13 protein-coding genes are annotated in these 15,945 nt (G+C 40.5%); 3 read left to right on the top strand and 10 right to left on the bottom strand.

Annotated features, from left to right (window positions below; all coding sequences use genetic code 11):
- The first annotated feature begins 13 nt into the window (after nt 1-13).
- Nucleotides 14-1,267, top strand: a complete 1,254-nt coding sequence (locus M1F25_RS10900) for an IS256 family transposase (protein ID WP_135536280.1) — start codon at nt 14-16, stop codon at nt 1,265-1,267.
- Nucleotides 1,268-1,426: 159 nt separating this feature from the next.
- Here the strand turns inward: M1F25_RS10900 and M1F25_RS10895 are convergent, their stop codons facing one another.
- A complete protein-coding gene (locus M1F25_RS10895) occupies nt 1,427-1,885 on the bottom strand; it encodes a GNAT family N-acetyltransferase (RefSeq protein ID WP_181487858.1) in 459 nt (152 codons plus the stop codon).
- A 103-nt stretch (nt 1,886-1,988) separates the two neighbouring features.
- Between M1F25_RS10895 and M1F25_RS10890 the strand changes: the two genes are divergently transcribed.
- Both M1F25_RS10890 and M1F25_RS10885 read left to right on the top strand, forming a co-directional pair.
- Nucleotides 1,989-3,476 carry a PLP-dependent aminotransferase family protein gene (locus M1F25_RS10890; protein ID WP_094960605.1) on the top strand — a complete coding sequence of 496 codons (1,488 nt, stop codon included), beginning with the start codon at nt 1,989-1,991 and terminating at the stop codon, nt 3,474-3,476.
- A 93-nt stretch (nt 3,477-3,569) separates the two neighbouring features.
- Nucleotides 3,570-4,151, top strand: a complete 582-nt coding sequence (locus M1F25_RS10885; protein ID WP_004254550.1) for a YebB family permuted papain-like enzyme — start codon at nt 3,570-3,572, stop codon at nt 4,149-4,151.
- A gap of 197 nt (nt 4,152-4,348) precedes the next feature.
- Here M1F25_RS10885 and yajD read toward each other — a convergent pair whose 3' ends face one another.
- From yajD to M1F25_RS10840, 9 genes are all read right to left on the bottom strand, one after another.
- Complete coding sequence (yajD, locus tag M1F25_RS10880; RefSeq protein ID WP_004254555.1) at nt 4,349-4,696, bottom strand: HNH nuclease YajD; 348 nt, start codon at nt 4,694-4,696, stop codon at nt 4,349-4,351.
- A 173-nt stretch (nt 4,697-4,869) separates the two neighbouring features.
- The gene (locus M1F25_RS10875; protein WP_096863716.1) at nt 4,870-5,901 is read right to left on the bottom strand and encodes a methionine synthase; all 1,032 of its coding nucleotides are present in this window, start codon (nt 5,899-5,901) and stop codon (nt 4,870-4,872) included.
- Between the two features lie 29 nt (nt 5,902-5,930).
- Nucleotides 5,931-6,908 (bottom strand): DUF1852 domain-containing protein, encoded by a 978-nt coding sequence (locus tag M1F25_RS10870; RefSeq protein WP_181487856.1) that lies wholly within the window; start codon nt 6,906-6,908, stop codon nt 5,931-5,933.
- A gap of 502 nt (nt 6,909-7,410) precedes the next feature.
- The gene (gene ahpF, locus M1F25_RS10865; protein WP_096863713.1) at nt 7,411-8,985 is read right to left on the bottom strand and encodes an alkyl hydroperoxide reductase subunit F; all 1,575 of its coding nucleotides are present in this window, start codon (nt 8,983-8,985) and stop codon (nt 7,411-7,413) included.
- Between the two features lie 117 nt (nt 8,986-9,102).
- Nucleotides 9,103-9,666, bottom strand: coding sequence for an alkyl hydroperoxide reductase subunit C (gene ahpC, locus M1F25_RS10860; protein ID WP_004254784.1), 564 nt, complete (start codon nt 9,664-9,666; stop codon nt 9,103-9,105).
- A gap of 189 nt (nt 9,667-9,855) precedes the next feature.
- Nucleotides 9,856-10,980 (bottom strand): ABC transporter permease, encoded by a 1,125-nt coding sequence (locus M1F25_RS10855; protein WP_164456325.1) that lies wholly within the window; start codon nt 10,978-10,980, stop codon nt 9,856-9,858.
- A 5-nt stretch (nt 10,981-10,985) separates the two neighbouring features.
- Nucleotides 10,986-13,742, bottom strand: a complete 2,757-nt coding sequence (gene rbbA / locus M1F25_RS10850; RefSeq protein WP_181487854.1) for a ribosome-associated ATPase/putative transporter RbbA — start codon at nt 13,740-13,742, stop codon at nt 10,986-10,988.
- Nucleotides 13,739-14,809, bottom strand: a complete 1,071-nt coding sequence (locus M1F25_RS10845; RefSeq protein ID WP_094960609.1) for an HlyD family secretion protein — start codon at nt 14,807-14,809, stop codon at nt 13,739-13,741. The genes rbbA and M1F25_RS10845 overlap by 4 nt, the downstream gene beginning before the upstream one ends.
- A 370-nt stretch (nt 14,810-15,179) precedes the next feature.
- Nucleotides 15,180-15,656 (bottom strand): GNAT family N-acetyltransferase, encoded by a 477-nt coding sequence (locus M1F25_RS10840; RefSeq protein ID WP_036957770.1) that lies wholly within the window; start codon nt 15,654-15,656, stop codon nt 15,180-15,182.
- Nucleotides 15,657-15,945 lie beyond the last annotated feature (289 nt).

Genomic DNA, 15,945 nt, shown 5'->3' with positions numbered 1-15,945 from the left:
AGAGCGATACGCCATGACAAATATTACCCTGAATGTTCTTTCACAACCAGATGAAACTGGCACTGATGTGCTAACTGCTTTATTGCGTAATGGTGCTCGTCAGCTCATTGCGCAAGCAGTTGAAGTAGAGCTGCAGCAACTGCTGCAAGCTCATGAAGAACTGCGTTTACCCGATGGCCGCAAAGCTGTGGTGCGTAACGGCTATTTGCCTGAGCGCAGCATCCAAACGGGCATTGGCGATGTTGATATCAAGGTGCCAAAAGTGCGTGATCGTAGCGGCTCTGGTATTCGTTTTACCAGCGCACTGCTACCGCCATACCTCAAGCGTGCCCGCAGCGTTGAAGAGTTATTACCGTGGCTGTATCTCAAAGGTATTTCCACTGGAGACTACCAAGAAGCCCTTGCAGCCTTGCTGGGTGAGAATGCCAAAGGTCTGTCAGCTAACACCATTTCCAGGCTCAAGGAACGCTGGATTGATGAGCACCGAGAGTGGCGACAGCGCGATTTGAGTGACAAGCGCTACGCGTACCTTTGGGTTGACGGTATTTACAGCAACGTCCGCCTCGATGACCGTTTGTGCTTGCTGGTGGTGATGGGCGTGACAGAGCATGGCCGCAAGGAACTGATTGCTGTTGAAGAAGGCTATCGCGAGTCCGAAGCCAGCTGGCTTGAGCTGCTGAATGGCCTGGTTGCGCGTGGGCTTACGACCTGCCCAAAGCTGGCAACAGCTGACGGCGCTCTGGGCTTCTGGAAGGCTCTGAGCAAAGTATACCCGCAGACCAAACAGCAACGTTGCTGGGTGCATAAGACGGCCAATGTGCTCAACAAACTGCCCAAGGCAGTGCAACCCAAAGTAAAAGAAGCACTGCATGATATCTGGATGGCAGAGACGCGTGAGAAGGCTCATAAAGCCTTTGATATAGCGCTGGAAAGGTTTACTGCTAAGTACCCACGCGCAATGGAATGCTTAGCTAAAGACCGTGAGAGCATGTTGGCTTTCTACGATTTTCCAGCAGAACATTGGGTGAGTATACGCACCACCAACCCAATTGAATCTGCCTTCGCTACAGTACGTTTAAGAACCAGCAAAACCCGCAACTGCGGTTCAAGAAACACAACCCTAGCAATGGTTTATAAATTGCTGCAATCAGCGCAGAAGCGCTGGAACCGCCTGAAAGGATTTCAACTGCTAACCCTCGTGGTCAATAACGTTAAATTCCAAGACGGCGAACAAGTAATGGAGCAGTCAGACAGGAAAACCGCCTGATGCTCGTACACCAGATTTGACCATAACTCTGTTAGAAGTCATCTAGCCAATTAACTCTCTAATTTTTGCTTATTTTCTGATAAAATGAAAAACCCGTTGTTATTAAACAGCGGGCCCGTCATTATTTTATCAAAATATAGAATATACTACTGAGCTTTATTATAAAGGCATTCTGTATTCAATTACCCCAGGCTTTTCTGCCACCCAGTTATACAATTTTTGGCCTCGCAAATTGGTTTCTTGTGTATGCCAATATAGACGGCCACATTGTTTCTCTTGCGCTTGTTCGTGTACAAATTCAATTAATTGTTTTCCTACATGACGTCCTCTCATTTCTGGCGTCACATATAAATCTTCAAGGTAACAAAAATCATTTTCAGCCCATGTTGAGCGGTGAAATAAATAATTCACAAAACCAACAACTTTTCCATTTTCCAACGCAACAGCACAGTACATCGGCTCACTCTCATCAAAAAAGCGCTCCCATGCTTTTAAGGTAATTTCTTCACTTAAATCTACCTGATAAAATTTCTGATACTCTAACCAATACACTAACCACTCTGGGTAATGTTCTGGCGCAACAAATTCCACTGTAACTGGTAATGCTGTTTTATTCATAATAACCCTTCCATTTGTAGACATATTACATAATGGCGCTATAGTACCTAGCAATCTGGCTCTGTATAAGAGACACTTTTGTTATTTATTTAGGATCCACTTTATGCGACGCCAACAGCATGCCCAGTTCCCATTACTATTACTTGAAAAAGGTTACATTAAAGAAAATGTTTATCACACAATACGTAATGCCATCTTAGATGGACGTATTGCTGCTGGAATTAAACTTCCTTCCTCTAGAGCATTAGCAGAAATGATGGCGATCTCACGAAATTCGGTAATTGCTGGGTTTGAACGACTAATTGATGAAGGATACCTTTATTCCCAAAAAGGCTCAGGGACTTATGTTTCCCCCCATATTCCTGATGAGTTAATTGGTGCCATAAGTAGCACTAAACAGGGTGACCAATCTGGATATCCTGCATTAAATCTGAATCCTAGAGTTTCCACTTTATCGAATTTATGGGAAAAATCACGTCCAAATACCAACAAACACCAAATGTTTAATATCGGTATTGGTTGTGTGGACCAATTCCCGCATGAATTATGGGGAAGATTATTAGGTCGAGTTTGGCGTAAGTCCAAACAAATTATTACGCATTTTAATCACCCTGATGGGTATACACCACTAAAAGACTTATTGGTAGATTACGTCCGTTCGACTCGGGGAGTTCATTGTAAACAGCAGCAAATTATTATTGTTAATGGAACACAGCAAGCCATTAATTTAGCTGCAAAAGTCTTATTACAGCAAGGGGATAAAGTATGGTTAGATGACCCTGGCTATGATAGTGCGAGAGCTATTTTAACCGCTGCTGGTGCTGATATTGACGCTATTCCATCAGACAAAGAAGGAATGGATATTATATATGGTGCGAAACACCATAAAACAGCAAAATTAATTTATACCACGCCTTCTCACCAGTTCCCTCTGGGCACAACTCTCAGCTTACCTCGGCGTTTAGCATTATTGGATTGGGCGCAACAAAATAACGCATGGATTTTTGAGGATGACTACAATAGTGAATTTCGCTTTTTATCAAAGCCAATTCAAGCATTGCAAGGCTTAGATAATCATCAACGTGTTATTTATGCAGGGACATTTTCTAAAATGATGTACCCCGGCTTTCGTTTAGGTTTTTTAATAGTGCCAGAAATTCTGAGTGAGGCGTTCACCATGATGAAATATTATAGTGATAGCCACTGTGGTTATTTAGAACAGGCCGCTTTAGCTCAGTTTATCCAAGAAGGCCACTATGCACGCCATGTCAGAAAAATACGGAAGATATGTTACGAGAGGCAAAATACTTTTATCAATGCCATCAATCACTATCTCCCTCACCTATTTAATGTACAGATGACGGATTCAGGCATTCATACTGTTTGTTGGGTGAAAGACGGTTATGATATTAACGTGATCCTTAACCAATGCCGTCTGTTGGGCTTTGGCGCACAACCGTTATCGCGCTACTGTATTCAAAGTACTCACCAAAATGCAATTCTATTTGGCTATGCTGCTCATTGTGAAAATGAGATAATTAACAATATAAAATTACTCAGTGAACAATTGAGTAATATATACCCTAGTTAAACAAAAATGATTTTCAGCGTTTATCCGATAGCGCGAATTCTTCTAATCTTTATAACTATACCTTAATAGCATTGTTTATATTGAGGTACTTTTATGACAAAAATAAATTATCCCCATGAGTACGAAGTTGGCGATGTTGTCTTTACCAGTATTGGGACTGAGCTATTTCGCCAAATAGCCTCGGCATCTTTATGTTGGAGTAATCATGTTGGCATGATTGTAGGTCACAATGGTGAAGATTATTTAATTGCAGAAAGTCGCGTTCCCCTTTCAACAACCACGACCTTATCGCGGTTTATTGCCCGTTCGTCTGACAATCGTTACAGTGTACGCCGATTTTCCCATACATTAACAAGTGAACAAAAATCCGCATTAGTCGCCGAAGTCCCTGCTCGTTTAAATAAGTTTTATCACACGGGATTTAATTATGAGTCTTCTAGGCAGTTTTGTTCAAAGTTTGTTTTCGATATTTATCAATCTGCGTTATCAGTTCAAATAGGGGAATTAGAAACCTTCAAGGAATTATTAACTAAAAACCCGAATGCAAAATTAAATTTTTGGAAGTTATGGTTTATTGGGCAAATTCCATGGGAACGTAAAACTGTTACTCCTGCAAGTTTATGGCATCACCCTGAATTATCATTAATTTATCGCAGCCATGATGACATTCATTAATTAGCGATATTGATATTTGACTAAGCCACTCAACGTATATAAGAGTGGCTTAACATGATGCCTTAATCTTTATCAATCAATAAGCATTGCATCGCCATTAAACAAATTTGCTGTAATAGCCAGTTATTATAGTAAAGCCTCTTCTATTAGAGACTTTACTTTGCCTACCTGTACTGGAATTGCGTGGGTTATCGCGATTATTTTTTCTTATTTAGCATCGATTTCAAGTCAGCAAACGGGTTATAAGTTGCTGCTTCAATATCATTTTGTGCATCTTCCCCTGCCACGACATTAGTGCCATACATTTCAGCTTCTGTGTACTTCGAATGCTCATGATCATGGCAAAATAAACACAATAGTTCCCAATTGCTGCCATCTTCAGGGTTATTGGTATGATCATGGTCGATATGATGCACAGTTAATTCACGTAAATTTGAATACACAAACTCACGAGTACAGCGTCCACAAACCCATGGGTAAATTTTAAGTGCTTTTTCACGATAGCCACTTTCTAATCGCGCATAGTTTTTAGGGATCAAAGCCATTGCCGATATTCCTATTAAAAATAGTAATTTTGAGATAATACGCCTAATATACCTCAATTCAGAGCAAAAAAAGAAACTCAAAACAACAAAAAACCCCAGATATGATGACATCGCCAACTTTATAGGGCATGTCATCAACTCCGGGCTAATTTATTAGTTAGTTTTTACTTAGATTACTTATTCAACAATTCTGTACGGATAATCTCAGCCCCTGCACTTAATGCATTAAGTTTACCCGTTGCGACCCGTCGAGATAATGGTGCCATACCACAGTTTGTTGATGGATAAAGTTTATCAGCATCCACAAATTGCAACGCTTTACGTAACGTATTGGCGACTTCTTCTGGTGTTTCGATGATATTGCTAGCCACATCAATCGCCCCCACCATCACTTTTTTACCGCGAATAAGCTCAATTAAATCCATAGGAACATGGGAGTTATGGCATTCTAAGGAGATAATATCAATATTTGAGGTTTGCAATTTTGGGAAAGCCTCTTCATATTGCCGCCACTCAGAACCTAGTGTCTTTTTCCAGTCAGTATTAGCTTTGATGCCGTATCCATAACAGATGTGAACTGCTGTTTCGCATTTCAGCCCTTCAATGGCTCTTTCTAACGCAGCCACCCCCCAATCGTTTACTTCATCAAAAAACACATTAAAAGCTGGCTCATCAAACTGAATAATATCAACGCCCGCGGCTTCAAGCTCTTTTGCTTCTTGATTCAATATTTTAGCGAACTCCCATGCCAGTTTTTCACGACTTTTATAATGGTTATCATACAGTGTATCAATCATCGTCATCGGCCCAGGAAGCGCCCATTTAATCGGCTGTTTTGTTAGCTTACGTAAAAATTTAGCATCTTCCACAAAAACAGGTTTTTGGCGTTCAACCGCTCCAACTACCGTCGGCACGCTCGCATCATAACGATCACGAATTTTAACCACTTCACGCTTTGCAAAATCAACACCACTGAGGTGTTCAATAAATGTCGTCACAAAATGCTGGCGTGTTTGCTCGCCATCGCTAACAATATCAATCCCAGCACGTAGTTGATCTTCAAGGGATAAGCGCAATGCGTCTTGTTTTCCCTCGATGAGTTCTTCATTTTGCAGCTTCCAAGGAGACCAAAGCGTCTCAGGTTCAGCAAGCCAAGAAGGTTTTGGTAAGCTGCCCGCGGTAGATGTTGGTAATAATGTTTTCATAATAATTGACCTTAAATTTTTATAATTAATCAAAGCGCGTAGTTAGCAGACCATTGCTCTAGAATATGCTTATAGGGTTCAATAAAGTGTTCTTCCGTATATTTCCCTTGCTCAATAGCCAATCGGCTACGTTCTTCGCGGTCATAAACAATTTTTGTTAATGAATAATCTTGGTTCGTCAAACTCGGTTGATAGCGTGGTCCCGCAACGGAGTTCGCATTGTAAATCTCTGGGCGATAAATCTTCTGGAATGTTTCCATCGTGCTAATCGTACTAATTAATTCAATATTGCTGTAATCACTCAGCAGATCTCCCGTAAAATAAAATGCCAGCGGTGCAACACTATTTTGAGGCATGAAATAACGAACCTGTAATCCCATCTTTTTAAAATATTGATCCGTTAATGAAGCCCCATTTTGCTGATATTCAATACCCAATATAGGATGTTGATTCCCAGTTCGGTGATAAATGTCTTTATTGGAGACGCTTAAACATATTACTGGCGCCTTACTAAAATGCGCTTTATATTCGCTAGAATTCACAAAATATTTAAAGATATTCCCATGCAAGTCACCAAAGTTTTCTGGAATACTAAAACTTGCTTGGTCCTTATTGTGGTCTAACAATAAAACACTAAAATCATAATCACGCACATAAGATGAAAAGTTATTTCCGACAATACCCTCAGTTCGTTCACCTGTTTTATGATCAATAATATTAGTTTTTAATATTTCAATCACAGGGAACCTATTACTATTTTCCTCAACACTCATCTCGACAGAAATAATTTCCAACTCGATTGAATAACGGTCGCTTTTAGGGTTATCCCAATAGGCTAATGTATTGAAACGGTTGTTCATCATGACAAGCGTGTTACGCAAATTTTCTTGGCGATTTTCCCCTCTGGCTAAATTAGCAAAGTTAGTTGTAATACGTGTATTTTTAGAAGGATTATAATTTTCATCAAAAAGACTACTTTTAATCGTAAATGTAAAATTTTTGTTCATCGTCTCGTCACACCCTAAATTCCAAGATGGAAACTCAATTGACTTCTTGATTTTTTAGAAGTTTTAGTTGCCCATTCATCAATCTTTATGTTGTAGATAAGTTAATTTTCCTCGTTAGCTAATTTATGCCAGAGCTGTTGATTGAGTGAAAGCGACTTAATTTCATTTCGAACATGAACGATTTTCATGATCATCTATTTCACTTATTTTAATTATGTGACAAAGAACCAAGAAATATTATTTTTCATTATAATTCATAATGTTAAGTGTATTATATGGACAATTTCCTAGAGGGGATGAATATTCGACTCGAAGACTTAAACATTGGTTAGTGAAATAAATTTATTTAGTGCATTTAGAAAACACTTAGGTCATACAGTCTAAGTTACTAACTAAAATTAACTACAATAATAAAAGGTGGCACAGTATTATGCACAAAAAAAAGGCACTCGCCCCCGAGTGCCTTTTGACTACAACTCACTGAATATAAAGTAAATTACACCTATTCAGCGGTTCTGGTACTTGTGCGGATCAGGTAGTCAAATGCGCTAAGTGCGGCTTTTGCCCCTTCTCCAGCTGAAATAATAATTTGTTTGTATGGTACCGTTGTACAGTCACCGGCAGCAAAAATACCTTTAATACTGGTTTCGTTACGTGCATCAATCTCGATTTCCCCCATACGGTTTCTAGCGACTGTGTCGCCTAACCAATTGGTATTAGGCAATAAACCGATTTGCACGAATGCTCCCGCCACTTCTAATAAATGTACGCTATCATCAGTGCGGTCTTTATATTCAAGACCCGTCATTTTACTGCCATCGCCTTTTACTTCTAAGGTTTGCGCATTGACGATAATATCAACATTCTTTAGGCTACGTGCTTTTTGCTGTAATACAGAATCTGCTTTCAGTTCCGGAGCAAACTCCAGAACGGTCACATGCTCAACGACACCGGCTAAGTCAATAGCCGCTTCAATACCCGAGTTACCACCACCAATAACGGCAACACGTTTACCTTTAAATAACGGACCATCACAGTGTGGGCAGAATGTTACACCCTTAGTACGATATTCTTGTTCCCCCGGAACACCCATATTTCTCCAGCGAGCACCTGTTGAAATAATAATACTGCGTGATTTTAAGATCCCACCCGATGCAGTTTCGATTTGGTGTAATCCACCTTCTTCTGCCGCAGGGATCAGTTTTGCAACTGATTGGCCATCAATGACATCAACATCATAGCTGTCCACGTGGTTCTTCAATGCACCTGCAAAAATAGCGCCTTCCGTTTTGATAACTGAAATATAGTTTTCAATATCAACCGTATCCATAACTTGGCCACCAAAACGCTCGCCAATTACGCCAGTACGGATCCCTTTACGTGCGGTATAGATTGCCGCTGAAGCCCCTGCTGGGCCACTACCAATAACAAGGACTTCAAAAGGCTCACGCTCTGTGAGTGATTTCGCTGCACGCGCATCTGCGTTGGTATCAACTTTGCTAACAATTTCACTTAACGTCATACGCCCTTGGCCAAACTCTTTTCCATTCAGGAAAACCGCAGGAACGCCCATCACATTACGTTCATCAATCTCATTTTGGAAAAGTGCACCATCAATAGCCGTATGGCTAATATTTGGATTTAAAACTGCCATTAAGTTCAACGCCTGAACAACATCTGGGCAGTTATGGCAAGATAAAGAGTAATAAGTCTCAAAGTGGAATTCGCCTTCAAGGCCTTTAACCTGCTCTAATAACTCTTGCGCTTCTTTAGATGGATGACCACCGATTTGCAATAATGCCAGCACAAGAGAGGTAAATTCATGCCCCAAAGGTGAGCCTGCAAAACGCAAACCACTATCTGTACCTGGGTTAGTAATTAAAAAAGACGGTGTTCTTAGTGCGCTATTGCGCTCTTCACGTACAGTGACTTTATCTGACAGAGATGCAATTTGTTCTAACAGCTGCTTGATTTCATTTGATTTTTCGCTGTCATCTATATTAGCAACTAATTCAACGGGTTTAGTTAAACGTTCTAAGTAGGCTTTCAACTGTGCCTGTAAATTATTGTCGAGCATGTAATCCCCTTTAATTTTTATCATAAAATCGGGTACATATACCCGTCGTGATCCAAGTTGCAGGCCTAAACACCTGCAACCTGAATTATTCAGTATTAATCAATTGAGTTAGATTAATTAGATTTTGCCGACTAAGTCCAAAGATGGAGACAGTGTTGCATCACCTTCTTTCCATTTAGCTGGGCAAACTTCACCTGGGTGGCTTGCAACATATTGTGCTGCTTTAACTTTACGTAACAGGTCAGCTGCATCACGACCGATACCTTCAGCAGTAATTTCGATTGCCTGAATGATACCTTGTGGGTCAACAACGAAAGTGCCGCGGTCTGCTAAGCCTTCATTTTCACGCATATTTTCAAAGTTACGTGTTAATGCGCCAGTTGGGTCACCGATCATGGCATATTTGATTTTACCGATAGTTTCTGAACTTGCATGCCATGCTTTATGGGTAAAATGTGTGTCAGTAGAAACAGAGAAAATTTCAACACCTAATTTTTGGAATTCTTCATAATGGTCAGCAATGTCACCCAGTTCAGTTGGGCAAACAAAGGTAAAGTCAGCTGGATAGAAGAAGAAAACGCTCCATTTACCTGCAACATCTTTTTCAGAAACTTCGATAAATTGGCCATCTTTAAATGCTTGGTTAGTAAATGGTTTGATTTGAGTATTAATTAATGACATATGATGTTCTCCTGTTTGGTTACCTATTAAGTTACTGTTTTACAGCAGCTTAATCCAATCATTACCCACTATTGATTTGATAGGTACAACCTAATCATGCACCAATAATTAATAGGTGAAGCATTAGAACGCTTACTGAAAAATTCAGCAAGCGTTTTATGCATTAATGGATATTTTATGTACAGTAGGTTATGCCATGGTGGCAATCGTTTTGCGAAAACGAATGAGTGCGAGAGAAAAGAATACAGCACCAATAACAACAAGAACCGCAAATTGAGGCCAAACAATTTGGAAGCCAGCTCCGCGATATAAAATCGCTTGAGCAAGGCTAACAAAGTGCGTTGTCGGCATGGTTAGCATAATGTCTTGAACAAGCTGAGGCATACTTTCTCGCGCTGTCATTCCGCCAGAAAGCATATTTAATGGCAATAACACTAAGATCATCAACAAACCAAACTGAGGCATGGAGCGTGCAATCGTCCCCATAAAAATACCAATCGACGTTGTCGCAAATAAACTCAAGGCCACCCCACACATAAACAATAAGATAGAGCCTTCGATTGGTACTTGTAGCAATGTTTTTACAACCAAAATTAAGGAAACACCAGATGCAATCAATACCACCAGCCCCATTGACCATATTTTCGACATCATAATTTCAAATGGCGTTAGTGGCATGACCATCAAATGTTCGACTGTACCGTGTTCCCGTTCGCGGATTAGTGCAGCGCCCGTTAAAACAATCGATAACATCGTAATATTATTAATGATTGCCATAACAGAACCAAACCATGACTGTGTCAAGTTAGGGTTAAAGCGCATCCTCACTTCCAAATCAACAGGTAAACTTGCATTACTACGGTATTTTGCTAAAAATTCATTCACTTCCCCTAAGGTAATATTTTGAATATAACTATTTCCTAAGAAGGCTTGGCTCATCCTTGTTGCATCAATATTTACCTGAATTTCAGGATGCCGTCCTGCAAGCACATCACGTTGAAAATTAGGCGGAATATCTAGCGCAAAAGTATATGAACCACGATTTAACAAACCATCAATTTGATCTGGTGTGATATCCGCGGGTGGTAAAAAATAAGGCGCATAAAAGCTATTGATTATCCGATTTGATAACTGTGACTTATCTTGGTCAGCAATCGCAATGGGCGCATTATGTAAAGAGCCGGGAGTCACCGTTGCCGACGAATAAATCGATACCGTAAAAGCAAAGACAATCAAGGCTAGCATCGCTTTATCGCGGCCTAAACTGCGTAACTCTTTGACTCCTAGGTTAAAAATATTCTGAATTTTACGTATCATCGCTATGCCTCCTGCTTTTTCAGGAATAAAACACTGAGCCCAATAACCAATGGAACAGTGATCAGTAATGGGATAAACGATGACTGTAAATCGAATAAATTTAGTCCCTTAGAGAAGGTTCCTCGCGTGATAGTTAAAAAGTGTGATGTTGGATAAACCATCCCAACCCAGCGGCCAATACCTTCCAATGATGAAACTGGGTCAATCATTCCTGAAAATTGTGTTGCTGGTATCAGAGTGATGATAGAAGTACCAAAAATTGCTGCAATTTGGCTTTTCATAAAGCATGAAATTAATAACCCCATTCCTGTTGCAATACTGATATACAAAAATGCGGCCAAGGTTAACGTCAGAAAACTACCTTTAAATTCAACACCAAATATATAGACGGACAGTATGCAAAGTAATACAAAGTTAAACATGCCTAATAAAATATAAGGGACCTGCTTTCCAAGTAAAAACTCTAATTTGGTGATCGGAGTGACATAAAGATTGATAATCGAACCAAGCTCTTTTTCCCGAACAACACTCAACGCGCTAAGCATTGCGGGGATCATCATTAATAATAATGGAATAACTGCGGGAACAATCGCCGGTAAACTACGAACATCTGGGTTATAACGATATCGGGTTTCAATGTCGATAGCTGGCATACCAGCAACGCCAACGGGTTGGCGAGCAGCCATCGTACTTAGCCATGCTAAGTGCATCGCTTGCACATAGCCACGCACAGTTTCAGCGCGGTTTGGCATCGCACCATCAATCCACACGCCAATTTTAACGTTATTGCCGCGTGCAACGTCCCTTGCGAAGTTAGGCGGAATTTCAATCGCAACGGTAATCTTACCGCTACGCATACCAGCCTCTAAATCATCATAATCCTTGATTGGTGGTTGTTCGATAAAGTAACGTGAACCTGCTAAGTTCAGCGTATATCCTTGACTTAACCCCGTTTGGTCGCGATCTAGTACGGAAAAACGTAAATTTTCGACATCCATACTAATACCGTAACCCATAATAAACATAAGAATTACAGTCCCTAATAACGCGAGTGTTGAACGCACTGGGTCACGACGTAATTCCATCCCTTCTCGAATGGAATAACTGAATAACCGGCGTAAACTAAAACGTTTTTTTAACGCTTCGGTCGCTTGTTCTTTCAGTTCAGGGTCAACATGGAACTCAGGGGCAGTTTCTTGCCCTTGTCCTGCATCCCCCACAGCATCCTGTAAATAAGCAATAAAGGTTTCTTCAAGCGTGCCAAGGCCTCTTTTTTTGGTCAGGTTAGCAGGGGTATCACAATCTAAGACTTTACCTGCATGCATGAGTGAAATACGGTCACAGCGCTCTGCTTCATTCATAAAGTGCGTAGAAATAAAAATTGTGACACCGTCACGTCTTGATAGATCGACCATCAAATTCCAGAACATATCTCTGGCAACGGGGTCTACTCCCGAAGTTGGCTCATCGAGGATTAACATTTCAGGTTCATGAATAACTGCGACAGCTAAAGATAACCTTTGCCGGATCCCCAAAGGTAAATCGTCAGGCATTACGTCTCGCACATCATCAAGTTCAAAACGCTGGCACATTTCGTCCACTCGCTGGGGAATTTTGTCCTCAGCTATATGAAAAAGCTTGGCGTGAAGTACGAGATTTTGCTCAACACTCAATTCACTATATAGTGAAAATGCTTGCGACATGTAGCCGACACGCTTGCGTGTTTCGATATCTTTCGGATCTATTTCTTGACCAAATAGCCATGCTTGCCCTTCACTGGCTTGTAATAAACCCGTCAACATTTTCATAGTGGTTGATTTACCACAGCCATTAGACCCTAAGAAACCAAAAATCTCCCCTTTTGGGATCTTAAAATTCACATGGTCAACAGCGACGAAGTTACCAAAACGCATAGTTAGGTCTTGGGCTTCAATAGCAATAATATTGTCTTCTGTGGTATCACGTGGAGGGATCACGACTTTTTTGTGGCCGCTGCGTTTTTCTTCAGGTAGTAATTCAATAAACGCAGCTTCAAGATCATCACATTGAGTTTGGGCTTTTAATTCAGATGCATGACCTGTAGCGAGCACCTTGCCATCATCCATTGCCACTAACCAATCAAAGCGTTCGGCCTCTTCCATATAAGCCGTTGCGACCAAAACGCTCATATTGGTTTGTCGCAAACGAATGCGGTCAATTAAATCCCAAAATTGCGCACGAGATAACGGGTCAACCCCTGTAGTAGGTTCATCCAAAATTAATAAATCGGGATCATGAATTAGCGCACAGCATAACCCAAGCTTTTGTTTCATCCCTCCTGATAACTTGCCTGCTGGACGGTCTTTAAATGGCGCAAGCCCTGTACTTTCAAGCAAATCCTGAATCCGATATTCACGCTCAGCTTTTGATTGGCCAAATAAGCGGCCAAAAAAGTCGACGTTTTCATAAACAGATAACGTATGGTAGAGGTTCTTCCCTAAACCTTGCGGCATGTAGGCGATGCGAGGGCAAACAGCTCTACGATGCTCAATATCACTCATATCACCATCAAGTACCGTTATTTGGCCTTGTTGAATCACTCTTGCCCCTGCAATCAGGGAGATCAGGCTTGATTTTCCTACACCATCAGGGCCAATCAACCCAACCATTTTTCTTGCTGGGATGGAAAGTACAATGTCATCCAACGCACAATTGTCACCATAATGTTGGCTGACATGTTGTATATCGATAATCACATCACCCATCAGTTTATTGGTCATTGTGGTAATCTCACCTCTAATTCAGCAGGCCAAGATTCATTAGGGTCTAAACGTACATAAGCTTTTCCGGGCAGCCCTGTTTTCACATATTCTAGATGTTGCTCTAATAATTCAGGCGAAATTCGTGCACGCACTCTGAACATTAATTTTAGGCGTTCATTTTGTGTTTCTACGGTTTTCGGTGTGAATTGAGCAACACTCGCCACAAAAGTGGTTTTGGCTGGGATCACGATATTTGGTGCAGCGTCGAGTATAATATGAACATCACTGCCTAAGGCAACTTTACCTGCATCTTCAGTCGGTAAGAAAAATGTCATATACACATCACTTAAATCGACCATGTTCAAGACTCGCCCGCCAGCGCCAAGTACCTCTCCAGGCTCAGCGACACGATATTGAATACGCCCGTTTCTTGGCGCTTTTAGAATACTGTCATCTAAGTCCGCAATAATACGGCGTTCCGTTGCTGTCGCTGCATCAACACGGTTTTTCGCTTGGACTATACCAGCGCTTGCAGAATCAATGGCTGATGTCGCGGCGGCAACTTGAGCTTTTGATGCTTCCAGTGCTGCACGAGAGCCTTGCATCTGTGCTGTATCATCATCGACTTGTTGCTGAGATACGGCGTTGGTTCTCACCAAAGCTCTAGAACGATTTAACCGTTTTTGCGCTGCGTCTAACTCCGCTTCACGTTGACGAACAACAGCTTGGGCTGCAACTTTTTCGCTTTTACGTTGCGCTAAAGCAGACTCGGCAGTGGTCACTGCACTGATGGCTTGGCGTAATTGTGCCTGTACTTCATGGAGTTGCTCTTGGAGTGCTCGCGTATCCATACGAGCAAGTTCTTGCCCTTCTTTAACAAAATCCCCTTCTTTTACATTAATCGTTTCAATACGTCCTGCTGTCTTAGTGGCAATATCAATTTCTGTTGCTTCTATACGGCCGTTACTTTGAGAGAATCCAGCGGGTAGACCACCTGAATTAACATTCCAGTAATAGAAACCACCCGCAACAATAATTAATATTAAAATGATGTAAAAAGATACTTTTTGTTTATTTATTTTCATACCATCCCTTTCCATTAAATGAGAAAACAAGGAACAACAATTATTTTGATTATTAACCTGGTGATTATTAATAAAATGACATAACTGTCTCTATACGAAATAAATACCCTTAAAACTAAAAATATTATTTTTATTTAAAACTTGGCCAAGTAAGTGTTAGCACTACCATTAAATTGGCTATCTATTTAATTTAATGGCATTTTATCAACATTTGGTTTAAGTTTAGTTGCCTTATGTCACAAAAAAACAGAATAAACTCACAAAAATCAGGATAAGGCATTAATTGTACATATTTAATTCAAAATAAAAAAATAAAGCCAGTAACTTAATTTACTGGCTTTATTCAACGATGTTTGAATATGAATAAATATTAGCTTGCGAATGCAGCAATCACTTTTTCATCCATTCGGTAACGAACCCATTCATCTTGTGGTTCTGCACCAATACTTTTATAAAAATCAATTGCTGGCTGGTTCCAATCTAAAACACTCCATTCCAGCCGTTGGCACTTTCGTTCTACGGCTAACACTGCAATATGCTTGAGTAACTTCTTTCCTGCACCCGCGCCACGAAAATCTGGGGAGACATACAAATCTTCTAAATAAATACCATTATTCCCTAACCATGTTGAATAACTCGTAAAAAATACGGCATACCCTGCTGGCTGGCCATCCACATAACAGATTAAGGCTTCTGTGCTTGAATTCGCTCCAAATAAGGAATTTTCAATATCAGCTACCGTGGCTTTAACTTCGTGACGTGCTTTTTCATAATCTGCCAATTCAATGATCATATCTAATATCAAAGCAGCGTCATCACATGTTGCGGGTTTTATTTCTACGTTCATTTGGGGCTCTCTTGTTTTTTGAATCATGATTTTAAACGCTACATAGCAAGAACCCAATTCACAGCAATATTATTCATTTCTTCGCGCATGATATAAGTAACATTTATACCTGTATATGCTTTTTCCTATAATAATCAGAGAGCGCATTTTCGGACCTTGTTGGTTAAATAACATATTAGCTATAATTCTCTCATCGATTAACTAAATGAATATTAAGGAGGCTAATTTATGTTGTTGTGTGATCTTATTGAATATTCACACTTCTTTGGTAATCGCCAGAGCTCAGGCT

Origin of the sequence: Providencia sp. PROV109 (genome assembly GCF_033681625.1) — a bacterium.
In the GTDB taxonomy this organism is placed as follows: domain Bacteria; phylum Pseudomonadota; class Gammaproteobacteria; order Enterobacterales; family Enterobacteriaceae; genus Providencia; species Providencia hangzhouensis.
The sequence above is the reverse complement of the archived record's forward strand: the minus strand, read 5'-3'. Positions and strand labels throughout refer to the sequence as shown.

What these genes read in the sequence shown, in the direction of transcription:
- M1F25_RS10885 (WP_004254550.1), top strand. Translation starts at nt 3,570, where the DNA reads ATGACAAAAATAAATTATCCCCATGAGTACGAAGTTGGCGATGTTGTC.
- M1F25_RS10870 (WP_181487856.1), bottom strand. Translation starts at nt 6,908, where the DNA reads ATGAACAAAAATTTTACATTTACGATTAAAAGTAGTCTTTTTGATGAA.
- M1F25_RS10890 (WP_094960605.1), top strand. Translation starts at nt 1,989, where the DNA reads ATGCGACGCCAACAGCATGCCCAGTTCCCATTACTATTACTTGAAAAA.
- M1F25_RS10900 (WP_135536280.1), top strand. Translation starts at nt 14, where the DNA reads ATGACAAATATTACCCTGAATGTTCTTTCACAACCAGATGAAACTGGC.
- ahpC (WP_004254784.1), bottom strand. Translation starts at nt 9,666, where the DNA reads ATGTCATTAATTAATACTCAAATCAAACCATTTACTAACCAAGCATTT.
- M1F25_RS10840 (WP_036957770.1), bottom strand. Translation starts at nt 15,656, where the DNA reads ATGAACGTAGAAATAAAACCCGCAACATGTGATGACGCTGCTTTGATA.
- yajD (WP_004254555.1), bottom strand. Translation starts at nt 4,696, where the DNA reads ATGGCTTTGATCCCTAAAAACTATGCGCGATTAGAAAGTGGCTATCGT.
- M1F25_RS10875 (WP_096863716.1), bottom strand. Translation starts at nt 5,901, where the DNA reads ATGAAAACATTATTACCAACATCTACCGCGGGCAGCTTACCAAAACCT.
- ahpF (WP_096863713.1), bottom strand. Translation starts at nt 8,985, where the DNA reads ATGCTCGACAATAATTTACAGGCACAGTTGAAAGCCTACTTAGAACGT.
- M1F25_RS10845 (WP_094960609.1), bottom strand. Translation starts at nt 14,809, where the DNA reads ATGAAAATAAATAAACAAAAAGTATCTTTTTACATCATTTTAATATTA.
- rbbA (WP_181487854.1), bottom strand. Translation starts at nt 13,742, where the DNA reads ATGACCAATAAACTGATGGGTGATGTGATTATCGATATACAACATGTC.
- M1F25_RS10895 (WP_181487858.1), bottom strand. Translation starts at nt 1,885, where the DNA reads ATGAATAAAACAGCATTACCAGTTACAGTGGAATTTGTTGCGCCAGAA.